General features: G+C 67.4%; 24 protein-coding genes. 14 read left to right on the top strand and 10 right to left on the bottom strand.

The annotated features are described in order from the left end of the window. Nucleotide 1: 1 nt before the first annotated feature. A complete protein-coding gene (locus B6S44_RS27870) occupies nucleotides 2–790 on the bottom strand; it encodes a HesA/MoeB/ThiF family protein (protein WP_129160166.1) in 789 nt (262 codons plus the stop codon). 132 nt (nucleotides 791–922) lie between these two features. On the opposite strand from B6S44_RS27870, the gene B6S44_RS27875 reads away from it, so the two are divergent. The 10 genes from B6S44_RS27875 (at nucleotide 923) to B6S44_RS27920 (ending at nucleotide 10,952) form a co-directional block, all read left to right on the top strand. Continuing rightward, entirely contained in the window at nucleotides 923–1,693 is a 771-nt protein-coding gene (locus B6S44_RS27875) for an SDR family oxidoreductase (protein ID WP_129160168.1), read from the top strand. A gap of 138 nt (nucleotides 1,694–1,831) precedes the next feature. Continuing rightward, nucleotides 1,832–2,827 (top strand): BMP family lipoprotein, encoded by a 996-nt coding sequence (locus B6S44_RS27880; protein WP_465246149.1) that lies wholly within the window; start codon nucleotides 1,832–1,834, stop codon nucleotides 2,825–2,827. A gap of 196 nt (nucleotides 2,828–3,023) precedes the next feature. Further along, nucleotides 3,024–4,562, top strand: coding sequence for an ABC transporter ATP-binding protein (locus B6S44_RS27885; protein WP_129160172.1), 1,539 nt, complete (start codon nucleotides 3,024–3,026; stop codon nucleotides 4,560–4,562). Beyond that, nucleotides 4,559–5,659, top strand: a complete 1,101-nt coding sequence (locus B6S44_RS27890) for an ABC transporter permease (protein ID WP_129160173.1) — start codon at nucleotides 4,559–4,561, stop codon at nucleotides 5,657–5,659. The genes B6S44_RS27885 and B6S44_RS27890 overlap by 4 nt, the downstream gene beginning before the upstream one ends. Before the next feature lie 3 nt (nucleotides 5,660–5,662). Further along, complete coding sequence (locus tag B6S44_RS27895; RefSeq protein WP_129160174.1) at nucleotides 5,663–6,634, top strand: ABC transporter permease; 972 nt, start codon at nucleotides 5,663–5,665, stop codon at nucleotides 6,632–6,634. Beyond that, nucleotides 6,635–7,045 (top strand): cytidine deaminase, encoded by a 411-nt coding sequence (locus tag B6S44_RS27900; protein ID WP_129160176.1) that lies wholly within the window; start codon nucleotides 6,635–6,637, stop codon nucleotides 7,043–7,045. It begins immediately after the preceding gene. Between the two features lie 61 nt (nucleotides 7,046–7,106). Beyond that, on the top strand, nucleotides 7,107–7,919 hold the full coding sequence (locus B6S44_RS27905) for a purine-nucleoside phosphorylase (RefSeq protein WP_129160178.1): 813 nt from the start codon (nucleotides 7,107–7,109) through the stop codon (nucleotides 7,917–7,919). 5 nt (nucleotides 7,920–7,924) lie between these two features. Continuing rightward, nucleotides 7,925–8,686: a deoxyribose-phosphate aldolase gene (gene deoC / locus B6S44_RS27910; protein ID WP_129160437.1), complete on the top strand. Its 762-nt coding sequence runs from the start codon at nucleotides 7,925–7,927 to the stop codon at nucleotides 8,684–8,686. Then, the gene (gene deoA / locus B6S44_RS27915) at nucleotides 8,686–9,993 is read left to right on the top strand and encodes a thymidine phosphorylase (RefSeq protein ID WP_129160179.1); all 1,308 of its coding nucleotides are present in this window, start codon (nucleotides 8,686–8,688) and stop codon (nucleotides 9,991–9,993) included. Before deoC ends, deoA begins: the two co-directional genes overlap by 1 nt. Nucleotides 9,994–10,007: 14 nt before the next feature. Next, on the top strand, nucleotides 10,008–10,952 hold the full coding sequence (locus B6S44_RS27920) for a 2-hydroxyacid dehydrogenase (RefSeq protein WP_129160181.1): 945 nt from the start codon (nucleotides 10,008–10,010) through the stop codon (nucleotides 10,950–10,952). On the opposite strand, the gene B6S44_RS27925 is transcribed toward B6S44_RS27920, so the two are convergent. From B6S44_RS27925 to B6S44_RS27935, 3 genes are all read right to left on the bottom strand, one after another. Continuing rightward, entirely contained in the window at nucleotides 10,946–11,809 is an 864-nt protein-coding gene (locus B6S44_RS27925; RefSeq protein WP_129160183.1) for a C40 family peptidase, read from the bottom strand. The two genes, B6S44_RS27920 and B6S44_RS27925, sit on opposite strands and share 7 nt — an antisense overlap. 44 nt (nucleotides 11,810–11,853) lie before the next feature. After that, entirely contained in the window at nucleotides 11,854–12,207 is a 354-nt protein-coding gene (locus B6S44_RS27930; RefSeq protein ID WP_129160184.1) for a MarR family transcriptional regulator, read from the bottom strand. Between the two features lie 187 nt (nucleotides 12,208–12,394). Then, on the bottom strand, nucleotides 12,395–13,780 hold the full coding sequence (locus tag B6S44_RS27935; protein ID WP_129160186.1) for a leucyl aminopeptidase family protein: 1,386 nt from the start codon (nucleotides 13,778–13,780) through the stop codon (nucleotides 12,395–12,397). 138 nt (nucleotides 13,781–13,918) lie between these two features. Between B6S44_RS27935 and B6S44_RS27940 the strand changes: the two genes are divergently transcribed. The 3 genes from B6S44_RS27940 (at nucleotide 13,919) to B6S44_RS27950 (ending at nucleotide 15,835) form a co-directional block, all read left to right on the top strand. Continuing rightward, nucleotides 13,919–14,779 carry a tetratricopeptide repeat protein gene (locus B6S44_RS27940; protein ID WP_129160188.1) on the top strand — a complete coding sequence of 287 codons (861 nt, stop codon included), beginning with the start codon at nucleotides 13,919–13,921 and terminating at the stop codon, nucleotides 14,777–14,779. A 181-nt stretch (nucleotides 14,780–14,960) separates the two neighbouring features. Beyond that, nucleotides 14,961–15,155, top strand: coding sequence for a TRAP transporter large permease subunit (locus B6S44_RS29545; protein ID WP_282568210.1), 195 nt, complete (start codon nucleotides 14,961–14,963; stop codon nucleotides 15,153–15,155). A gap of 83 nt (nucleotides 15,156–15,238) precedes the next feature. Next, nucleotides 15,239–15,835, top strand: coding sequence for a GNAT family N-acetyltransferase (locus tag B6S44_RS27950; RefSeq protein ID WP_129160192.1), 597 nt, complete (start codon nucleotides 15,239–15,241; stop codon nucleotides 15,833–15,835). Nucleotides 15,836–15,992: 157 nt separating this feature from the next. Here the strand turns inward: B6S44_RS27950 and B6S44_RS27960 are convergent, their stop codons facing one another. The 6 genes from B6S44_RS27960 to dapA form a co-directional block, all read right to left on the bottom strand. After that, nucleotides 15,993–17,162, bottom strand: coding sequence for an alpha-hydroxy acid oxidase (locus B6S44_RS27960; protein ID WP_129160194.1), 1,170 nt, complete (start codon nucleotides 17,160–17,162; stop codon nucleotides 15,993–15,995). Between the two features lie 59 nt (nucleotides 17,163–17,221). Beyond that, the gene (locus B6S44_RS27965; protein ID WP_164986003.1) at nucleotides 17,222–17,989 is read right to left on the bottom strand and encodes an amino acid ABC transporter ATP-binding protein; all 768 of its coding nucleotides are present in this window, start codon (nucleotides 17,987–17,989) and stop codon (nucleotides 17,222–17,224) included. Nucleotides 17,990–17,993: 4 nt separating this feature from the next. Next, a complete protein-coding gene (locus B6S44_RS27970) occupies nucleotides 17,994–18,659 on the bottom strand; it encodes an amino acid ABC transporter permease (protein ID WP_129160198.1) in 666 nt (221 codons plus the stop codon). Nucleotides 18,660–18,763: 104 nt separating this feature from the next. Next, on the bottom strand, nucleotides 18,764–19,612 hold the full coding sequence (locus B6S44_RS27975; protein WP_129160200.1) for a transporter substrate-binding domain-containing protein: 849 nt from the start codon (nucleotides 19,610–19,612) through the stop codon (nucleotides 18,764–18,766). A 121-nt stretch (nucleotides 19,613–19,733) separates the two neighbouring features. Then, complete coding sequence (locus B6S44_RS27980) at nucleotides 19,734–21,161, bottom strand: FAD-binding oxidoreductase (RefSeq protein ID WP_129160202.1); 1,428 nt, start codon at nucleotides 21,159–21,161, stop codon at nucleotides 19,734–19,736. A gap of 12 nt (nucleotides 21,162–21,173) precedes the next feature. After that, nucleotides 21,174–22,073, bottom strand: coding sequence for a 4-hydroxy-tetrahydrodipicolinate synthase (dapA, locus tag B6S44_RS27985; RefSeq protein WP_129160204.1), 900 nt, complete (start codon nucleotides 22,071–22,073; stop codon nucleotides 21,174–21,176). Nucleotides 22,074–22,314: 241 nt separating this feature from the next. On the opposite strand from dapA, the gene B6S44_RS27990 reads away from it, so the two are divergent. Continuing rightward, entirely contained in the window at nucleotides 22,315–22,956 is a 642-nt protein-coding gene (locus B6S44_RS27990) for a helix-turn-helix domain-containing protein (protein WP_129160207.1), read from the top strand. Nucleotides 22,957–23,056 lie beyond the last annotated feature (100 nt).

The following is a 23,056-nucleotide window of genomic DNA, read 5'->3' on the forward strand; positions in this document are numbered from 1 at the left end:
CTCAGGCGGCGACGCCAGCTTCCGTCCCGTTCAGCGGATTGTCCGGGTCCCAGCCGTATTTCATCGTCTCGAAGCGCATCGCCATCGCGTCGACCAGCAGGAGCTTGCCAACCAGCGGCTCGCCGAAGCCGGTGATCGCGCGGATCACCTCCAGCGCCATCAGCGAGCCCATCACGCCGGCGAGCGCGCCGAGCACGCCGGCCTCCGCGCAGGGCGCGACCGTGCCGGGCGGCGGCTCCTGCGGGAACAGGCAGCGATAGGTCGGATTGGGCCGGCCGTCCGAGCCTGTCTCATGCGCCCTTATGGTCGTCAGCGAGCCGTCGAAGCGACCGAGCGCCGCCGTCACCAGCGGCTTCTTCTCGTGGAAGCAGGCATCTGAGACAGCATAGCGCGTCGCGAAATTATCCGAGCCGTCGGCGACGACATCATAGAACGCAACCAGCGCCCGCGCATTATGGGGGTCGATCCGGGTGACGTATTCCTCGATCTCGACCCGCGGGTTGAGCCGCGTGATGAAGTTGGCCGCGGCGACCACCTTGCGCGCCCCGATATCCTCCGCCCCGAAGATGATCTGCCGCTGCAGGTTCGAGAGCGAGACGTGGTCGTCGTCGACGATACCGATCGTGCCGACGCCGGCCGCCGCCAGATAGGGGATCAGCGGCGCTCCCAGCCCGCCCGCGCCGATGACCAGAACCCGGGCACGCTTGAGCTTGGCCTGGCCGGGGCCGCCGATCTCCGGCAGCACCAGATGGCGGGCATAGCGCTCGATCTCGGCCTCGTTCAGCGTCATGGCGGCAAGCTAGGCTGAACTGCTCACGCCAGCAATCGGGTGCGATGCCGGTGCAGGAAGCGGGTGTCTGCACCGCTGCGTAGCTGCGACGAAAGGATCCGACAGTCTCGAACGAACAACAAAGGTTCAAACATGACAGCTCTCACCAACAAGGTCGCGATCGTGACCGGCGCCAGCTCCGGCATCGGCCGGGCGGCGGCGCTGCTTTTCGCCGCTGAAGGCGCCAGGCTCGTGATCACGGCGCGGCGGCAGGCCGAGCTCGACAAGCTCGTCGCCGAGATCAAGGCGGCCGGCGGCGAAGCGGTGGCGATCGCCGGCGACATTCGCGAGGAGGCGCTGGCGCAGCGCCTGGTCGAAACAGCCACCGAAACCTTCGGCGGGCTCGATATCGCCTTCAACAATGCCGGCACGGTCGGCGATCTCGGACCGATCGGTCAGATGACGAGCGAGAGCTGGCGCGCGCTGATCGAGACCAACCTGACCAGTGCCTTCCTCGGCGCGAAGTACCAGGCGCCGGCGCTCGAGGTCCGCGGCGGCGGCTCGCTGATCTTTACCGCGAGCTTCGTCGGCTACACCGCCGGGCTCGCCGGCATGTCGGCCTATGCGGCGAGCAAGGCCGGACAGATCGGCCTTGTGAAAGCGCTCGCAGCCGAGCTGGGCGGCAAGCGCATCCGGGTCAACGCCCTGCTGCCCGGTGGCACCGACACGCCGGCGAGCATCACGAACGACCCTGCCTCGGGCCCGGAGGTCACCGCCTTCGTCGAGGGCATGCATGCGCTCAAGCGCATGGCGCAGCCGGAGGAGATCGCCCGCGCCGCCCTATTCCTCGCCTCGGACGCGTCGAGCTTCGTCACCGGCACGGCCTTCCTCGCCGATGGCGGTGTCTCGATCCAGCGCGGCTGAGAGGACCGTTCATATGTGACATATATCGCCAAGCGGGCTCTCCAGCCCGCTTGGCCCCGTCGGCAAGCCGTGCCATCGTGATCATAGGCAGGGATGGGGCAACCATTCCGCGCGTGACAGGGGAACGGCTCGATGCAACTGAAATCTCTCGCGCTCGCGCTGGCGGGCGTCGCCCTTTCGGCCATGACGGCCATGGCCCAGACCGCGATCAAGCCGGCGATCGTCTATGACAAGGGCGGCAAGTTCGACAAATCCTTCAATGAGGGCGTTTTCGTCGGGGCCGAGAAGTTCAAGGCCGAGACCGGCGTCGAGTTCCGCGATTTCGAGCCGACCAACGACGCCCAGATCGAGCAGGCGCTACGCCGCTTCGCCCGCGACGGCCATTCGCCGATCATCGCCGTCGGCTTCTCGCAGGCGACCGCACTGCAGAAGGTCGCGGCTGAGTTCCCGAACCTGAAGTTCACCATCATCGACATGGTGGTCGAGCTGCCGAACGTGCAGTCGGTCGTCTTCAAGGAGCATGAGGCCTCCTATCTCGTTGGCCTCATCGCCAGCCTCGCCTCGAAGTCCGGCAAGGTCGGCTTCGTCGGCGGCATGGACATTCCGCTGATCCGCAAATTCGCCTGCGGCTATGTCCAGGGCGTGAAGGCCGGCAAGAAGGACGCCGAGATCTTCCAGAACATGACCGGCTCGACCCCGGCCGCCTGGAACGACCCGGTCAAGGGCGGCGAGCTCGCCAAGTCGCAGATCGACCGCGGCGCCGACGTGATCTACCACGCCGCCGGCGGCACCGGCATCGGCGTGCTGCGCGCCGCCGCCGACGCCGGCAAACTCGGCATCGGCGTCGATTCGAACCAGAACATGCTCCATCCCGGCAAGGTGCTGACCTCGATGCTGAAGCGCGTCGACGTCGCCGCCTATACCTCGTTCAAGGCGGCGCGCGACGGCAACTGGAAGCCGGGCGTCTCGGTGCTCGGGCTGAAGGAAGAGGGCGTCGGCTGGGCCCTCGACGACAACAACAAGGCGCTGATCACGCCCGAGATGAAGGCGGCCGCCGACAAGGCCCGCGCCGACATCATCGCCGGCACGGTCAAGGTCCACGACTACATGTCGGATTCCAAGTGCACGATGTGAGAGTAGAACAGTCCGCACCGGAACGAGATGAAGCGCGGGGAACCCTTCTCCCGTATGGGAGAAGGGCAGGGATGAGGGCCTGCCCTATCCAATTAAGGTCGCAGCGGCGCCGTTGCGTTTCCTATTGCACCGGCGGTCCCTCACCCCTACCCCTCTCCCATCCGGGAGAGGGGTTCTGCGTCGCGGTTCCCGCGTCATGACGGCAACAGCACTCCCCCCTGCGATCGAGCTGACCGGGATCAGCAAGAGTTTCGGCCCGGTCAAGGCCAACAAGGACGTGTCACTCACCGTCGCCGCCAGCTCGATCCACGGCATCGTCGGCGAGAACGGCGCCGGCAAGTCGACGCTGATGTCGATCCTCTACGGCTTCTACGAGGCCGATGCCGGCGAGATCCGGGTGCGCGGCGAAGCGCGGCGCATCCGCTCCTCCTCGGAGGCGATCGCCGCTGGGATCGGCATGGTCCATCAGCATTTCATGCTGGTGGAACCGCTCAGCGTGGTCGAGAACATCGTGCTCGGTGCCGAGGGTGCGGCGCTGCTCAAGGGCGGCATTGCCAAGGCGCGGGCGGAGCTGGCGCGGCTCTCCCAGGAATACGGCCTCGCCATCGATCCCGATGCGATCGTAGGTACGCTCTCGGTCGGCCTGCAGCAGCGCGTCGAGATCCTGAAGGCGCTCTATCGCGGCGCGCAGGTGCTGATCCTCGATGAGCCTACCGCTGTGCTGACCCCGGCCGAGGCCGACCAGCTCTTCGAATTGCTCAGGGCGCTGAAGGCGCAAGGCAAGACGGTCATCCTGATCACCCACAAGCTGCGCGAGATCATGGCGGTGACCGACCGCGTCTCGGTGATGCGGCGCGGCGAGATGGTCGCCCATGTTGAGACGGAACGGACCTCCCCGGCCGAGCTCGCCGAGGCGATGGTCGGCCGGCGCGTGCTGCTGCGCGTCGAAAAGAGCCCGCGCCAGCGCGGCGCGCCGGTGCTCGAAGCAGCCGGCCTGACGGTGGTCGACGAGCGCGGCTGCGAAACGCTGCGGGACGCGTCTCTCACTCTGCATAAAGGCGAGATCGTCGGCATCGCCGGTGTCGCCGGCAACGGCCAGAGCGAGTTGCTCGACGTGCTCGCCGGGCTGACCCAGCCGGCACGCGGGGTGATCCGGCTCGGCGGGACAATCCTCAACGCCGCCGACCGCAACCCGGCCAATCTGCGCCGGCTCGGCCTGATGCATATCCCCGAGGACCGCTTGCGGACCGGCCTCGTCACCGCCTTCGCCGCGGCCGAGAACGCCATCCTCGGCTATCATGACGACCCGGCCTTCGGACGCGGCCCCTTCCTGTCGCCGACGCTGATCGAGCAGCATGCCCGTGCCGGCATGCAGGATTACGATGTCCGGCCGGTCGACCCTACCTTGAAGACGGCGAAGTTCTCCGGCGGCAACCAGCAGAAGATCGTGCTCGCCCGCGAGATCGAGCGGGCGCCGAAGGTGCTGCTCGTCGGCCAGCCGACGCGCGGCGTCGATATCGGCGCGATCGAGTTCATCCATCGCCGCCTGATCGCGCTGCGCGATGCCGGCGTCGCGATCCTGCTCGTCTCGGTCGAGCTGGAAGAGGTGATGGCGCTCTCCGACCGGATCCTGGCGCTTTGCGGCGGCCAGATCACCGGCGAGCGCGAGGCGACCACGACCGACGAGCGCGATCTCGGCCTGCTGATGGCCGGCGTCAGCGAGCGGGCAGCATGAGCGCCGCCCCGCTCGACCTGCCTCGCTGGGCCGACACCGCGCTGGTCCCGCTGGTCTCGGTCGCCGCGGCCCTTGTTGTCGCCGGGCTCGTCGTGCTTTCGATCGGGGAAAGCCCGCTAGAGGCGACGGCGCTGCTGCTGAAGGGCTCGCTCGGCAGCCTGGAGGGGCTCGGCTTCACGCTCTACTACACCACCAATTTCATCTTCACCGGGCTCGCCGTCGCGGTCGCCTTTCATGCCGGCCTGTTCAATATCGGTGGCGAGGGCCAGGCCACCATCGCCGGCATCTTCGCCGCGATCGCCTGCCTCTGGCTCGCGCCGCTGCCGGGCGTCCTGCTCATGCCGCTCGCCATTCTCGCCGCGGCTGCAGGCGGGGCGCTCTGGGCCTTCATCCCCGGCTATCTGCAGGCGACGCGCGGCAGCCATGTCGTGATCACCACGATCATGTTCAACTTCATCGCGGCGACGTTGATCGTCTATCTCCTGGTCGAGGTGATGGGAAAAGCGGGCTCGATGCAGCCGGAGACCCCGGATTTCCCGAAGCAGGCGGTGCTGACGCCGATCCACGAGCTGCTTGGCGCCTTCGGGCTGAAACTGCCCTCGACGCCGCTCAACACCTCGTTTCTGCTGGCGCTCGCTTCTCTCGTCGCGGTCTGGGCGCTGATCTATCGCTCCAGGCTCGGCTATGCGATCCGCACCGTCGGCGCCAATCCGCGCGCCGCCGCCTATGCCGGCATCTCGCCGGCGCGGATCACCATGGTCGCGATGGCGCTCTCAGGTGCGCTCGCCGGCGGGCTCGCGGTCAACGAGGCGATGGGCGTGCAGCACCGGTTGGTGCTCGATTTCACCGCCGGCTACGGCTTCGTCGGCATCGCGGTCGCGCTGATGGGGCGCGGGCACCCGGTCGGTGTCGGCCTCGCCGCTTTGCTCTTCGGCGTGCTCTACCAGGGCGGAGCCGAGCTCTCCTTCGACAAGCCGACCATCACCCGCGACATGGTCGTGGTCATCGGCGGCATCGTCATCCTCTTCGCCGGCGCGCTCGACGGGCTGTTCCGGCGGCTCGTTGCCGGTGTGCTCAATTTCGGGCGTGGAGGCTAGGCGATGGAGATCGTCCAGACGCTCGCCGTCATCCTCGATTCGACGATCAGGCTGTCGATCCCGCTGCTTTGCGCGGCGCTGGCCGGGCTCTGGTCGGAGCGCTCCGGCGTCGTCGACATCGGCCTCGAAGGCAAGATGCTGATCGCCGCCTTCGCCTCGGCCGTCGTCGCCTACCATAGCGGCTCGGCTTGGGCGGGGCTCGGGGCCGGCATCCTCGCCGCGATCGCGCTCTCGCTGGTACACGGCTTTGCCGCGATCACCTGGCGCGGCAACCAGATCGTCTCCGGTGTCGCGATCAACATGCTGGCGGTCGGGCTTACCGCCATCCTCGGCAATGCCTGGTACGGCCAAGGCGGACGCACGCCGAACCTCGAAGGCGCGGCGCGCTTCCCCGAGATCGACCTGCCTCTGGTCGGGGAGATCAAGGGCATCCCGGTCCTCGGCCCGATCTACGACATCGCGATCTCCGGCCATGCCGCGCCGGTCTACCTCGCCGTGCTCGCGCTCGTGCTAACGGCGCTGACGCTGAAGCACACGCGCTTTGGCCTGCGTCTGCGCGCCGTCGGCGAGAACCCGGCCGCGGTCGACACCGCCGGCGTCTCGGTCGCCGGTCTGCGCTATGCGGCGGTGATCATCTGCGGCGCGCTCTGCGGGCTGGGCGGCACCTATCTCGCCGTCTCGCAATCGGCGGGCTTCCTGCCGCAGATGACCGCCGGCAAGGGCTTCATCGCGCTCGCCGCCGTGATCTTCGCCAATTGGCGGCCCTGGCCGGCCCTGTTCGCCTGCCTGCTCTTCGGCCTGCTCGATGCGGTCGCGATAAGACTGCAAGGTGTCAGCCTGCCCGGCATCGGCCTGGTGCCGGTTCAGGCGATCCAGGCCCTGCCCTATGTGATGACGGTGGTGCTGCTCGCCGGTTTCATCGGCAGGGCGACGCCGCCGAAGGCCTCCGGCCTGCCTTATGTGAAAGAACGCTGAGTGTCAGCCGAACCCGATCTCGACGCTCTCTTCACCGCTGCCCTGGCTGCGCAGCAACGAGCCTATGCGCCCTATTCGCGCTTCAAGGTCGGCGCGGCCATCCTGGCCGATGACGGCGCGGTCTATCCCGGCTGCAATGTCGAGAATGCCGCCTATCCTGTCGGTGCCTGCGCCGAGGCCGGCGCGATTTCGGCAATGGTCGCGGGCGGGGCGCGCGCCATCCGCGCCATCCTCGTCATCGGCGATGGAACCGAGTTGGTGACGCCCTGCGGCGCCTGCCGCCAGCGCATCCGCGAATTCGCCCAACCGGAGACGCCGATCGTCATCGCCGGAGCCGAAGGCATCCGCGCACGCTTTTCGCTGGCCGAGCTGTTGCCAGCCTCGTTCGGACCGGCCAATTTGCCGACCTGATTTGCGGGCGCCGCCCAGGCGACCCGATGAGCGCGGACAACGCGCCAATGGAGCAGACAACATGGCGGCGGATGCGCTTTTCGACCAAGCGGCATCGGTACTGATCGATCGTGGCATCGATGGCGGCATCGACTGCGCCATCGTGCTCGGCACCGGGCTTGGACGCATCATCGACGACATGGTCGAGCCGATCTCGATCCCCTTCGAGGAGATTCCCGGCTTCCCGAAGGGCTCGGTCTCAGGTCACGCCAAGCGGCTGAGCTATGGCGTGCTGCACGGCAAGCGCGTGCTGGTCTTCGAGGGGCGCGCGCATTTCTACGAAACCGGCGACCCCGCCATCATGCGTGTGCCGCTCGGCATGCTCGCCGCCTTCGGCTCGCCGCCGCTGGTGCTCACCAACGCCGCCGGCTCGCTGCGGCCCGATTTGCGGCCCGGCAGCCTTGCGCTGATCACCGACCATATCAACTTCAACGCCCCCAACCCATTGGTCGGCGATACCGGCGACGGCCGCTTCGTGCCGATGATCGACGCCTATGACCCGCATCTGCGCGCCCGCCTGAAGAAGGCCGCCGCCGCCAGCGGCGCCAATATGGGCGAGGGTGTCTACATGTGGTTCTCCGGGCCGAGCTTCGAGACACCAGCCGAGATCAAGATGGCCAAGATGCTCGGCGCCGATCTCGTCGGCATGTCGACCGTGCCGGAGGTGATCCTGGCGCGGCGCTACGGGCTGCGCGTCGCCGGCATCTCGATCGTCACCAATATGGGCGCCGGCATCCTCGGCGGCGCACCGAGCCATGGCGAGACGCGCGATGTCGCCGCGACCGCGACCACGGCGCTGCGGCGTGTGCTGCGTTCCTTCCTGAGCGAGCTCTGATGCCGATGTCCGATGCCGACCTCGCCTTGCGTGCATTGCGCCTGCTCGACCTGACGGATCTGTCCGATCAGGCCAGCGAGACCGGCGCGCTGCAGCTCTGCGCCCGCGCCGTCGCGGTGCCCGGCCCAGTCGCGGCGATCTGCATCTGGCCGCAATTCGTCAAGCTGGCGCGCCAGACGCTGAAGGGTTCCCCGGTCAGGATCGCGACCGTGATCAACTTCCCGGCCGGCAATAGCAATTGCAGCCTGATCGGCAGCGATATCAACGAGGCCATCGCCGACGGCGCCGACGAAATCGACCTCGTGCTGCCCTGGCGCGCCTTCCTCGCCGGCGATGTCGAGATCGCGCGCGAAATGGTCGCCGAGGCGCGCGGCAGTTGCGGTGACAAGACGCTCAAGGTCATCCTTGAAACCGGCGAATATCCGGCTCGGGCTTCCGTCCGCGCCGCGTCCGAACTCGCCATCGCGGCCGGCGCCGACTTCATCAAGACCTCGACCGGCAAGACCAGGATCTCGGCCACGCCGGAGGCCGCCCGCACCATGCTGGAGGCGATAAAAGCCTCTGGCAGGCCGGTCGGCCTGAAGCCGTCCGGCGGCCTGCGTACGCTCGCCGATGCGAAGAGCTATCTCGACCTCGCCGGCGAGCTGATGGGTCCGGACTGGGCGACGCAAAAGACCTTCCGCTTCGGCGCCAGCGGCCTCTACGGCGTGCTCGCCGACATCATCGCCGGCACCGCCCCGGCCGAACGGACCGACGGAGCCTATTGATGCGCCTGCCGCAGGAGATCATCGCCGCCAAGCGCGACGGCGAGCGCCTCAATGCCCAGGACATCCGGCAAATGATCGCGGGCCTGACCGACGGCTCGGTCAGCGAGGGCCAGGCCGCGGCCTTCGCCATGGCGATCTTCTTCCGCGACATGGATGCCGAGGAACGCGTTGCGCTGACGCTCGCCATGCGCGATTCCGGCACGGTGCTGGACTGGCGCGACCTGCCGGGACCGGCGCTCGACAAGCACTCGACCGGCGGCGTCGGCGATACGGTCTCGCTGCCGCTCGCTGCGGCAGTGGCAGCCTGCGGCGGCTATGTCCCGATGATCTCCGGCCGCGGCCTCGGCCATACCGGCGGCACGCTCGACAAGCTCGATGCGGTACCGGGCTATGTCACCCAGCCGGGGATCGACCTCTTCCGCCAGGTCGTGCGCGAAGTCGGCTGCGCCATTATCGGCCAGACTGCCGACCTCGCCCCGGCAGACAAGCGGCTCTATGCGATCCGGGACGTAACCGGCACGGTCGAATCGATCCCGCTGATCACCGCCTCGATCCTGTCGAAGAAGCTCGCCGCCGGCCTGCATGGCCTCGCCATGGATGTGAAATTCGGCTCCGGCGCCTTCATGCGCGATTTCGACAAGGCCGAGGCCCTGGCGCAGAGCCTCTCCGACGTCGGCAACGGCGCCGGCCTGCCGACGCGGGCCCTGCTCACCGATATGAGCGAGCCCTTGGCTTCGGCTGCCGGCAATGCGCTCGAAGTCGCCTATGCGCTCGACCATCTGACGGGGCGCCGGCGCGAGCCGCGCTTCCACGAGGTCACGGTGGCGCTCTCCGCCGAGATGCTGCTGCTCGGCCGGCTGGCGGCGACGCGCGAGGAAGCGGTCGCGAAGGTCGAGGACGCCTTCGCCAGCGGCGCCGCGGCGGAGCGCTTCATCCACATGATCGCGGCGCTCGGCGGCCCTGCCGACCTGCTGGAGCATCCCGAGCGCCATCTCGCCCGGGCGCCGATCGTCCGGCCGGTGTTCTCGGACAGGCCGGGCCTGGTCGAAGCGATCGATACGCGCGGCATCGGCCTCGCCGTCGTTGCGCTCGGCGGCGGCCGCACCCGCCCGCAGGACGAGATCGACCATGCGGTCGGCATCGTCGAGCTCGCCGGACTCGGCGACCGGGTCGGGCCGGACCGGCCGCTCGGCATCATCCATGCCCGCAGCGAGGCCGGTTTCGACGCGGCCCGCATCCGCCTGAAGAGCGCCTATCGCCGCGGCGAGACCGCCGTTACGCGTGGCCCATTGATCATCACCGCCTAGGAAAGTTTCCGCTTATGAGCCTGCTTCTGGCGATCACCGGCTGGCATGTCGAGAGCTGGCGCGAGCGCTTCGCGGCGCTGCTGCCGGAGCTGCCGATCGTCACATTGGGCGAGCCCTTCGACCGGCGCGCCGTCCACTATGTCGCGAGCTGGAAGCATCCCGAGGGCAGCCTTGCCGGCCTGCCCAACCTCGCCGCGATCTTCTCGCTCGGCGCCGGCGTCGATCATCTCTTCACCGACAGCCGGTTGCCGGAGGTGCCGATCGCGCGGGTGATCGATCCCGACCTGACGACGCGGATGAGCGAATATGTCGTCATGCACTGTCTGATGCAGCTGCGCCAGCAGCGCCGCTACGACCGGCAGCAGCGCGAGAAGTCCTGGGATGACGACCGTCACCAGCCAGCGGCGCGCGAGGTCCGCGTCGGCATCATGGGGCTGGGCGAGCTCGGCCAGGACGCGGCGCGCAAGCTGCAGATCATCGGCTTCGATGTCGCCGGCTGGAGCCGCTCGCCAAAGACGATCGAAGGGCTCGCCACCTTCTCCGGCGAGGACGGCATGGCGGCCTTCCTCGCCCGCAGCGACATTCTGGTCAGCCTGCTGCCGCACACCCCGGAAACGCAAGGCATCCTGAACCGCCCGCTGCTTGCGAGCCTCGCCCGCAATGGCCGGCTCGGCGGGGCGGCGCTGATCAATGTCGGTCGCGGCAAGTTGCAGGTCGAGACAGACATCCTCGCGGCGCTCGACGCTGGCGAGCTCAGGGCTGCGGTGCTGGACGTCTTCGAGACCGAGCCGCTGCCGCAGGACTCGCCGCTCTGGAGCCATCCCGCCGTGACGGTGACGCCGCATAATGCCGCCATGTCGGCGCCGGAAGCCGTCGCCGACCGGGTCGCGGCGCAGATCAGGCGGCTGGAGGCCGGGGGCGAGCTCGAGAACGTCGTCGACCCGACGCGCGGTTATTGAGCCTTCAGCCTCTTGATCGCGGTGATCGACCCGCCCTTGCGGGCGAGGATGCGGTCGCGCGCCGGGCGCAAGGGCTCGCTGATCACGCTCATGGTGAAGGCGGTGGCGTGCAGTAGCGTGTCCGGGTCGGTCATGATGCCGACATGGCCCTTCCAGAACACCAGATCGCCGCGGTGAAGGTTATCGAGTCCTTCTTCGAAAGCGACAGCCTCGCCGAGACCTCGCTCCTGCATGTCCGAGTCGCGCGGGGCGGCCACGCCCGCCGCAGCCAGCGAGAGCTGGACCAGCGCCGAGCAGTCGAGGCCGAGGCTGGTCTTGCCGCCCCAGAAATAGGGCACGTGCAGGAAGCGCTCGGCGACCGCGACGAAATCCGGCTCATGCTGCTCGCGCGGGCTAAGATGCTGCTTGAAGATGTGGCCGCCGTGCCCGGTCGTGAAGAAGTCGCCGCTCTCGCCGGTAACCGCCAGTGCCGCACCGATGGACAGCGCCTCGAGCGGGGGCAATTTGATCGAAGGACCCGGATAGACGAAGGTCCGAAGCGCGCTGACGCGATGCGTCGGCACCGGCGCGTCGCCGGCCAGGCAATCCTCGGGCAGATAACCGACATAGGAATCGCCGACGAGCTGGCCCCAGGCCCAACCCTCATGCTGCTCGTAGACCCGGACCGCTTCGCCGGCGAGCGCCTCGGTGTCGAGCGACGCATCGGGCCGCGGCTCGCGCCGCAGCGGCGCTGACGGCGTCACCACCCGCATCGGGATCGGATCGGCGAAGGCCATCGCCTCAACCTTGCCGTCGAGATGACGGGCGGCGAGGTCCGGGCGGGCAGGGGTGAGGCGGCGGTCGAGAATCGTGGTCATGGCCGCACTCTAGCTCGGTCCGGTTAACGGGCGAAGCGCGGACCTCAGGCCGCGCCGAGTTCGCGAGCTCTAGCGGTTACGAGATCGGCAAGGTGCTCGACCGCCAAGGCACCCGCTACGGTCCGCTGAATCACGACATTGCGCTTGTCGAACTCGTCGCGCTTGCGCGTGACCAGGCCGAGCTTGCCCATGCTGTCGAGGGCCCGGGTTATCACCGGCTTGGTGACGCCGAGCCGCGCCGCAAGGCCGCGCACGGTATGCGGCGGCAGCTCCAGATAGATCGTCAGCAGGATCGCAGTCTGGCGCACCGAGAGATCGGCTTGCGTATCGCGCACCAAATCGAGATGCACTTCGCGCCAGAGCCTGAGCGCCTGCGTTGGCTTGATCTCCAGCGCCATGCCGTCCCCGGATCGTTACGGGGCCGTATCATTATCGCGGCGCGAACGGTGCGCAACCGGAGTCACGTAGCAGGCTTAACGGGCGCCCCCGTCATTGCGAGGAGCGCCAGCGACGAAGCAATCCAGGAGGACGCAGAACGCTGCCGCCCCTGGAATTCTTCGCTTCGCTCGCAATGACGGTTTGTGCTCAACGCACGCCGTAAAGCTGCTTCGCCAAGGCATAGGTCAGCCGCGCCGCCTGGCATTCGCCGCCTTCAGGACGTCCCGGCTTGCTCGACGGGTTCCAGCCGTAGATGTCGAAATGAGCATAGGACCGACTCTTCTCGACGAAGCGGTTGAGGAAGAGCGCGGCGGTCACCGAGCCGGCGAAGGCGCCGCCGGAGACGTTGTTCAGGTCGGCGATCTTCGAGTCGAGCATCCCGTCATAGGGCGGCCAGAGCGGCATGCGCCAGACCGGATCGTTCACCGCGGCGCTGAGGCGGGCGATCTCGGCGGCCAGCCCGTCGTCATGGGTATAGAAAGGCGGCAGATCGGGGCCGAGCGCGACGCGGGCGGCGCCGGTCAGCGTGGCGAAATCGATCAGCAGCTCGGGCGCCTCCTCGTCGGCGAGCGCCAGCGCATCGGCGAGGATGAGCCGGCCTTCCGCATCGGTGTTGCCTATCTCGACGGTCAGTCCTTTTCGGCTCGGCAAAACATCGCCGGGGCGGAAGGAGGCGCCGGAGACGGCGTTCTCGACCGCCGGGACGAGGAGACGCAGGCGGACCTTCAGCTTCGCCTGCATGATCATGCGCGCCGCCGCGATCGCCGCCGCCGCACCGCCCATGTCCTTCTTCATCAGCAGCATGCCGGCATCGGTCTTGAGGTTGAGCCCGCCAGTGTCGAAGGCGACGCCCTTGCCGACCAGAGTCACCTTGGGATGATCGGCCGCGCCCCAATGGAGATCGATCAGCCGAGGCGCCCTGGTCGACGCCCGGCCGACGGCATGGATCATCGGAAAATTGGCCGCGAGCAGATCGTCGCCGACGGTACTGCCGACCTCGGCGCCATAGGTTTCAGCCAGCGTCCGCATGGCCGCCTCGATCTCGACGGGGCCGAGATCGGCGGCGGAGGTGTTGACGAGATCGCGCGCCAGCGCCGTCGCCTCGGCGAGGTTGCTCAACTCCTCGCCATCGACGCCCTCGGGCAGGACGAGCCGCGCTGCGACCGGCTTTGGCTTGCGGTAGCGCTCGAAACGATAGGCGGTGAGCAGCCAGCCAAGCGCGGCAAGGCCGGCATCGCCGATATCGCCCGCCAAAGCGTAATCGCCCGGCGGCAGGCTCGTGACGAGACGGCCGGGCGCGAACGGATCGCGCCGGCGTGGCCCCACAGCATCGACCCCGAGCAGCACGGCGGCAAGAGAACCCGCTGCATCCGGCAGCAGGACATGCTGTCCCGTCCGTGCTTCGAAGCCCTGAGCTCGCGCAAAGCTGCGTGAGACGGGCGCGAGTTTTTCTTGCAAGGCCAGCCAGTCGGCCTTGGCGACGCAATGGACGGGGATGGCGGGCGTTCCGGCAGGGAGCAGCAACGGATGCACGATCGACGGACCTCGGATGACGAGCCTCTGGCGCCGGCATTCAGGCCCACGCGAATCCGCCCGATTAACAATCCGTTAGGGTTAACGTTTTATCACCGAGGGCAACAGCTTTCCCGCACCGGCGAGGCATTCCGGCTGATGTCCATCCGCATTCGCGCACTCCGTTTCGGCCATTTCGCCGCGGCTTCGGCCCTCTGCCTCGCGCTCGGCGCCTGCCAGATGCGCGGCGGTTCCGGCGACGTCACCGGCTCGATCGGCGCCAGGCAGATCCAGCCGCGCACCGAGGCGCAATGGCGCAGCGAGGAGGCGCAATGGGCCCCGCGCTACGAGGCGAATCAGAAGGACCGAAACGCTGCCTTCTTCTATTCGCGGGCGCTGCGCGCGCTCGACAAGAACGCCCAGGCCCTCGCCATCCTGGAAGGCGCAGTGCTCATCCACACCGAAGATCGCGAACTGCTGGGCGCCTATGGCCGCTCGCTCGCCGACAATGGCCGCTTGAAGCAGGCCGACGACGTCCTCAGCCGCGCCCATCTGCCGGAGAGGCCCGACTGGCGGATCCTGTCGGCACAAGGCACCGTTGCCGACCAGCTGGGCGAGCATGAGCGTGCCCAGCAGCTCTACGCGGCCGCGCTGAAGCTCGCGCCGAACGAGCCGACCGTGATGTCCAATCTCGGCCTGTCGCTCGCCCTGTCGAAGCGCCTGCCGGATGCCGAGCGCGTGTTGCGCGAGGCCGCAGCCGTCCCTGGTGCTGACGCCAGGGTACGCCAGAACCTCGTCCTGGTGCTCGGCCTGCAGGGGCGTTTCCAGGACGCCGAACAAGTCGCCCGCCAGGACATGAGCCCGGCCGAGGCTTCGGCGACCGTTGCCTATCTGCGTCGCTCGGTCAGCCAGCCGAACAGCTGGGATTTGCTGCGCGGCGGCAAGGCCAAGCCGGCAACCCGTGCCGCAGCCCCGGCGTCGAGGCCAACGCAGGACGACACTCAATCCACGAACAGCTGAAAACTCGCAAAGCTCCTGAGTCCTCATCCGGCATTATCAGGCGGAGGGCCTGCCAGATTTCACTCAAGCGGAAGCGAGATCGTCAATCGAGCCCGCCTCATATCAATTTGCCGAGCGCAATCGGCAGATCGCATACGCGCTTGCCAGCCACAGGTCGGCACGGCATGACCCCGGTCTCGCCATCCTCGCGGTGAACCCGCTGCTGCTTCTCGTCGGCCCGCCGATCGACCTGCAGCCGGCGATTATGCTGCTTGGGCCGAACTTCGTGCCACTGCCGGCCTCGATCGAGCTCGATCCGATCCAGCTCGGCATCATCATCATCATCATGATGCCTGTTGCGCGGGTGGCGGACTGCCGGCACCCGTCCGCATCCTGACTCTTGCGGGCGCGCCGTCATGGCACAAGCGTGCCGGCGATCCCATATCCGATGGGGCCGACTGCAATCATCCGGACCATGCCATGACGTCCATTGCTGTCCGTTCCGCCTCCCGCGACGAGGAGAGCGCCGTCTCCGCACTGATCACGCTTGCCTTCGCGAGCGATCCGATGGCGCGCTGGTCGCTGAGAGACCCGCAGACCTATCTCGCTGTGATGCCCGAGCTGATCCGCGCCTTCGGCGCTGCCGCCTATGACAGCGACAGCGCCTATGTGAGCGAGGATGGCGGTGGCGCGGCCATGTGGTTGCCGCCCGGCGTGGAGCCCGACATCGAGACGCTCGATCGTCTCATCAAGGCGAATGCCGATCCGGCGATCCTGTCCGATGTCGACGCGATGTTCGATGCGATGGCGCGCTATCACCCAGAGGTCCCGCACTGGTATCTGCCGCTGATCGGCACCGACCCAGCGCGGCAGGGACAGGGGATCGGAGGCGCGCTCATGTGTCATGCGCTCGCACGCTGCGACCGCGAGGGCGCCGCAGCCTATCTGGAATCGTCGAATCCGCGGAATATCCCGCTCTATCAGCGGCACGGGTTCGAAATTCTTGGAACTATCCAGACCGGATCGTCGCCGGTCCTGACGCCGATGCTGCGCCCGCCGCAACTTGCTGCAGGCTGATCGGGACAGGCTCTTGCCGGCCACGAGCAGGCGATCGCAAAATATGTGATGAGCGCTGCTGGCCCGCCATGTTCCGTTGGCCGATGCCGACCGGCGCCTGCGCCGCGGCGACGGGGCCTATTGGGCCGGTGCGTCGGACCGTGTCGATTCCTACCTGTTACTGGTTGGGTCTTCGAAGGGTGACCGGCAGATCGGCCAACCGCGGTGTGCCCAGGAAACCCATCGCCGTTCGAAGTTCAGCGGCGAGGATGTCGAGAATCCGTTCTGCACCGTCGGCTCCGCCAATCGCAAGGCCGAACAGCGGTGCGCGGCCGACAAGGACGCCTCGTGCTCCCAGCGCGAGGAAGCGCGCAATATCCACGCCGCGGCGCACGCCGCTGTCCGCCAGGATCTCGACGCGCTCGCCGGCCGCGTCGGCGATGGCCGGTAACACCTCCGTTGGCCCGGCTGCGCAATCGAGATTGCGGGCGCCGTGGTTCGACACGACGATGGCGTCACAGCCATGCGAGGCCGCTGCAAGTGCATCATCGACACGTAAGATGCCCTTGAGCACGAGCTTGCCGCGCCAATGCCGTCGCAGCAGCTTCACATCCTCCCAGGTCACATCAGCAGCCAGGGCGACATCGTCGGACAGCGCGGCCTGGCCGAGTTTCGTGCGAAATTCCTCGGGGTAGTGCGCATAGGTCGGCACGCCGCCGGTCGCCAGCGCGCGCAGCATCACGCGAATCGCCCAGCGCGGACGCAGTGCGACATCGACCCCGGCGCGCCAGGACGCCTTGAGCGGAATGCCGAAGCCGTTGCGGGTGTTGTACTCGCGGTTGGGCCCGACGGGCGTGTCGACCGTGAGCATGAGCGTCTCGGCACCCGCAGCCCAGGCGCGGTCGAGCAGCGCCAGCATCCGCTGCCGGTTCTTCCAGACGTAGAGCTGGAACCAGAGCCGGGCACCGGACTCGGCCGCGATGCGTTCGATCGCGGTGATCGATTGTGTCGAGACGCAGAACGGGACGCCCGTCCGGGCAGCCGCCTTTCCGAGCGCGATCTCGCCATCATGCCAGATGAGCCCAGCCACCGCCGTGGGCGCGACGGCCAGCGGAAGCGGTAACCCGTGGCCGAGGATTTCGGCCTCCGTGGAGGGCCGCGACACATCGACCAGCACCCTGGGGGCGAGCCGGATCGCGTCGAGCTGCCTGCGGTTCGTTCCGATGGCAATCTCGTCCTCGCTGCCGCGGTCGATATACTCGAACAGCCCGCGCGGCAGGCGGCGCGCGGCGGCGCGACGGGCATCGGCGATGTTGAGGATATGGCCGAAGCCCGGCTGGGTAATCATCTCGACATCGCTCGAGGCGGAAGGATTGGCAGTTGAACCATGGGGCCGCGCCCGGTGCTTCAGCCGCGGTTGTGGAAATGGCTGAGGAATGCCCTGGTCGCATCCTGCTTCGGCTCGCCGATCACCTCGCGCGCAGGCCCCTCCTCGACGATGACGCCGTCGCGCATGAAGACGACGCGGTCGGCGACCTCGCGGGCAAAGCCGATCTCGTGGGTGACGATGATCATGGTCATGCCTTCGGCGGCAAGATCGCGCATGACACCGAGCACCTCGCCGACGAGTTCCGGGTCGAGTGCCGAGGTCGCCTCGTCGAAGAGCATGACCTCCGGCTCCATGGCGAGCGCGCGCGCGATGGCGACGCGCTGCTTCTGGCCGCCCGAGAGCTTGTTGGGGAAGACGTCGACCTTGTCGCTGAGCCCGACCTTGGCGAGCAACCTGCGCGCAAGTTCCTCGGCCTGCGGTTTCGGCATCGCCTTGACCGAGATCGGCCCTTCCATGACGTTCTGGACCACGGTCATGTGCGGGAAGAGGTTGAAGTGCTGGAAGACCATCCCGGTGTTGGAGCGGAAGCGCGCCTGCTCGCGGATCGCCGGTAGCTTCGAGCCGGCGCCGAAGGCAAAGCTGTCATTGCCGATCCGGACATTCCCGCCCTCAGGCATGACCAGCAGGTTGAGGCAGCGCAGCAGGGTCGACTTGCCGGAGCCGGAAGGGCCGATCAACGCCACGACCTGGCCGGATTCGACCCTGAGGTTGATGTCGCGCAGGACCGTCAGCGCGCCGAAGCTCTTGCGCAGACCGGAGACCTCGATCTTGTAGCTCATCGCCATCGCCTCAATTGCTTTGGGCAAGCCGCTTTTCGGCTCGTTTCACGATCGCCGTCAGCGGCAGCAGCACGACGACGTAGATCGCGGCGATCACCGTGTAGACCTCGAGTGCGCGATAGGTGTCCATGGCCGCTACCTGCCCCTGATAGAGCAGGTCCGGCACGGCGAGCACCGAGACGAGCGAGGTGTTCTTGAACTGGATGATCGACTGGTTCATCAGCGGCGGGATCATCCGCTTGATGGCCTGAGGCAGAACGATGCGGTGCATCACGCGCGCCGGTGTCATGCCCAGCGCCAGTCCGGCCTCCGATTGGCCGGGCTCGATCGAGACGATGCCGCCTCGGATGATCTCGGCGTAGAAGGATCCGCCATAGAGGGTCAAGGTGACGATCGAGGCGGTCAGTGCGTCTAGCTTGATGCCGGTCATGATCGGCAGCGCGTAGTAGAACCACAGCAGCAGCACGAGCAGCGGGGTGAGCCGGAACATCTCGATATACGCCCAGGACAGCCAGCGCAGCACTGGTGAGCGCGAAAGCTGGGCGATACCGGCGACGAGCCCTGCGATCAGCCCGAGCACGACCACCGCGATCGTGATGCCGATCGTCACGCCGGTTCCGGTCAGGAAGATCCAGCGATAATTCCAGACGATGTCGAAATTCCAAGTGTAGTCCATGCCCACCCCGTTGGCATGCGGCTCGCGGCCCCGTGCGCGAGGCCGTCTGCGGGAATGCGGGTCAAACGGCGTCCCGCGCAGGGCGCGGAACGCCGGGCGAAGCTTTAGAGTGTGATGCCGGCCGGAAGATCCTCCGGGGTCACTCCGACCTGCTCGAGACTGGTGACGACGGCCTCGCGGACGAGGCCGAGGCCGCGGGCATAGACGATCCATGTGTTGACGAAATCGCGCCAGGTCTTGTCCGTCTCGCGGCGGAAGGCGGCATTCGAAGTCGAGCCGAAGAAGGGCTGCGGCACGATCACCTTGCCAAGCGCGGGATCGGCCTTGACCGCGCGCACGCCGCCCATCCAGAAGATGCACTGCGCGTCGACGCGGCCGCTGCGCAGCGCCAGCATGGCTTCATTGATGGTCTTGAACCGCGAGATCTGCGCCTTGGAACAGAGCTTGCTGGCGATCTGATCGTGCGCCGAGCCGACGTCGACCGAGATCTTCACGTCCGGCTTGTTCATGTCGGCCCAATTCTTCGGTTCGAAGCCGGGCTTGGCGATCACCACGAGCGCACTGTCGTAGACGGTGGTGGAGAAGTCGACCGCCATGGCACGCTTCGGCGTGGGGTTGAGGCCGAACATGATGTCGATCTTGTCGGCCTGGAGATCGAGCACCGCATTGCCCCAGGTCGTCTCGACGAGCTCGAGCTCGACCTCCATGTCGGCGGCGAGCGCCGAGCCGATGGCATAGAAGTGGCCACCCCACTTGCCGCTCGCCGGATCCTTCATGAACCAGGGCGCCGAGGAGGTAACGGCGCCGAGGCGCAACTTCTTGTTGGCGACGACGCGGTCGAACGTGTTCTTGGCCGCGGCCTGCGCATCCGCCCGGCTGGCGGTCAGTGTGAGAGCGGTGGCGGCGACCGCGCCGGCGCCAATGAGCCCTGCCAGATCCCTGCGTGTCGTCATGGTCTTTCTCCCGTTGTCATGAGGTGCAACCCCGTCTTGTCGGTGAGCAGGCCCCGCTTCCCCGGCGGGCTTTCGTGAGCTGCAACCCCTCACCGAGGGCCGCAGCGCAATCTCGTCGTCCTCAGGCGGCCTTCGGCGCCAGCAGGACGCCCGGATTCATCAGGTTCTGCGGATCGAACAGCGCCTTGACCTTGGTCATCAGCTCGTAGCGCAGCGGATCGGCGAGGCGCTCCAGCTCCTCCGTCAGCTTGCGGCCGACGCCATGCTCGGCGCTGAAGGTGCCGCCGAAGCGGGCGGCGACGTCGTGGATCGCGCGTTCGACCTCGAGGGCAAAGGGGTCCTCGTCCGGCAACGTCGCCCAGAAATCGCGCTGGAACATCAGGATCACGTGCACATTGCCGTCGCCGAGATGGCAGACGACCTGCGACACCGCCTGCGGATAGCGTTCGGCCGCTACGGCGGCGGCGGCGGCGATGAAGGGTGCGACGTCCGACGAGCGCACGGCAATGTCGAGGACGATGCCGATGCCTTCCTTCTTGTTGGCCTCGGACACCGAATGCCGGATATGCCAGAATTCCGAGGCCTGCTGCTCGGAGGTCGCGACGACGGCATCGCGGACTTCGCCGCGCTCCAGCGCGGCGCCGACGACCTCTTCGAGAATTGCAGGGAGTGCGGTGGTCGCATCCTCGCTGCCGAGCTCGATCAGGACCGACCAGGCCGGAATCTCCGGAAAGGGGAAGCGCGCGCGTTCGGCATGACGGCGCACGAGCTCGAATTGCGGGGCCGAGACCAGTTCGAAGGCCTGGATGTAGGAGCCGGCCCGATCCTGCAGCGCCGCGAACAGCGCAACCGCCGCCGCGGGACTGATGACGCTGACCCAGGCGTGGGCCGTGTTCGGCGTCTGCGGGTGCAGCCTGAGTGCCGCGCCGGTGATGATGCCCAGCGTGCCTTCCGCGCCGATGAAAAGATGGCGCAGCATATAGCCGGTATTGTCCTTGCGTAGCGCGGCGAGATCGGTGAGCACGCGCCCGTCGGCCAGCACCACCTCCAGCCCCGCGACGAGATCGCGCATCGGCCCGTAGCGGACGACGCCGGTGCCGCCGGCATTGGTGGAGATCAGTCCGCCGATCTGGGCGCTGCCCTCGCTGCCGAGATGCAACGGGAATTGGCGGCCGGCCTCGATCGCGGCATTGTGCAGATCGCCCAGCACGACGCCGGCGTCGACGGTCGCGATCCCCGTGGCGCGATCGGTGGCGCGAATGCGGTTCATACGCCTAAGCGAGAGCACGACGCCGGGCCTGTCCTGCCGGTCGCTCTCGGGCACGGCACCGAAGCACAGCCCGGTATTGCCGCCGACCGGAAAGACCGGCTGACCTTCAGCCGCGCAGAGCGCGACGACGGCGGAAACCTCCTGCGTCGAAGCCGGCTGGACGACGGCGAGCGCTCGGCCGCGCCGGCGCTGGCGCCAATCGGTGATCCACGGCTCCATCTCCGTCGGATCGGTGATCAGCCCCTTGTTGCCGACGATGCCGCGAAGCGCTTCGAGCACGGTCCCGTCTCCTCAGGCGAGGCTGATGGCTTTGGCCTGCGCCGCGGCGACCTTGAGCTTGGCCATCGTCTCGGCGCTCGGTCCCAGCAGTGGCAGCCGCACGCCGCCGACGGGCATGCCGGCGAGCGCCATGTATTCCTTCAGCGGTCCGGGATTGGTCTCGACATAGATCGAATCGACGACCGGATCGATCTTGTCCTGCAGCTTCAACGCCTCCTTCAGCTTGCCCTGGCGGGCGAGCTCGAAGATCTCGATCCAGATCTTCGGGTAGATCGTGGCCGAGGCGAGCACGCCGCCGCGGGCGCCGAGCGCGACATGGGTCGCAAAGAGTGGTTCCTCGCCGGAGAGGATCGCGATCTTGTCGCCGGTGTATTTCACCGTGCGGATGAAGTCGGGCATGTCGTAGGAAGAATACTTCATGCCGATGATCGAGCCATCCTCGGCCATCCCCTGCACGGTGTCGGCGAAGGCAGAGACCGTCGTGCGGCGCGGGATCTGGTAGAGCATCACCGGCAGGTCGAGCGCATCGCGATAGCGCCGGAAATAGGCGCGCATGCCGTCCTGCGTGCCGGGGGCGTAATAGGGCGTCACGGTCATGACGGCGGCCGCGCCGGCGGCGGCGAAGTCGCGGCCGGCTTCGAGCGCATCCTCGAAACCGGTGGAGAGCACGCCGGGAATGACCGGCTTGCCGTCCGCGGCCTCGACGCAGGCGGCGACGATCGTGCGGCGCTCGTCGCGGGAGAAGGCCGGATACTCGCCGGTGCCGCCGATCGGCACGATGCCGGCTGCGCCGGCGCGGAGCTGGAAGCGGACGAGCTCCTGCAGGCCCTTGATGTCGACGGCGCCGTCCGCGGTGAGCGGCGTGACGATCGCGGTGTAGAGGCCGCTCAGCTTGTCCTGGGTCAGTGTCATCGAAGCATCCCTGCCGCGATGCGCCGTCTCGCGCATCGTCCCGTCAATCACGCTCGGTCCACGGCCGGCGCGTCCTTGAAACGAAGCGTGTTTCACGAATCCAGCATTGTCAACACAAAGGTACAAAAAATGTCGGATAAGAAATTTCGCGCATGAAGATACTGCCTCTCCCTTTTCATCCCTGCCGCGCATGACTATGACAGAGCAGGGACGCCCCAAGCCCTTGGTGGAGAGAAGTCGCATGCCGGAGATCTCATTGGCGGAGCGAGGCGATACGCCTGAGGCGCCGGAGGCCTCGCGCAATGGCGACGAAGCGCGCGGGGTCGATATCGGCGCGCGCCTGCTCAAGCTGCGCAAGAGCCGCCGCCTGACGCTTCAGGACGTCAGCGCCATGACAGGCGTGTCGGCCTCGGCCTTCTCGAAGATCGAGCGCAATGAGCTGTCGCCGACGATCTCGACGATCCAGCGCATCGCGCACGGGCTGGAGGTCGAGCTGGTGACGCTCCTCTCGGCCGAGGATGAGGTCAATCCGGTGAGCTTTGCCGGACGCCGCAGCATCAGCCGGGCGGGAAGCGGCAGCAAGCACACCACCGGAACCTGCAACAACGTCCTGCTCTGCGCCGATCTCAAGAACAAGCGCGCGACCCCGATCCTGACGACGGTGACGGCGCGCTCGCCCGACGAATACGCGGCCTGGGCGAAATCGGAGGCGGAGATCTTCGTGACGGTGCTGGAAGGCACGCTCGTCGTGCACAGCCGGCTATATGAACCACTCGAGCTGAACAAGGGTGACTCGGTCTATTACGACGCCACCACCGAACACACCTGGACGTCGAGAGGGCCCACCGACGCCGTGGTCCTCTGGGTTCTCGTCGACCTCTGAGGCCCTGCTGAATCGGTGCCGCCTCGTTCCGCGAGGGCGGGCAGGATCACTGCTTAGAGCAGGATGCGAAAAAGTGGGAACCGGTTTTTCGCATCGATCC

Source organism: Allobosea sp. Tri-44, from assembly GCF_004123845.1.
Taxonomy (GTDB): Bacteria; Pseudomonadota; Alphaproteobacteria; order Rhizobiales; family Beijerinckiaceae; genus Allobosea.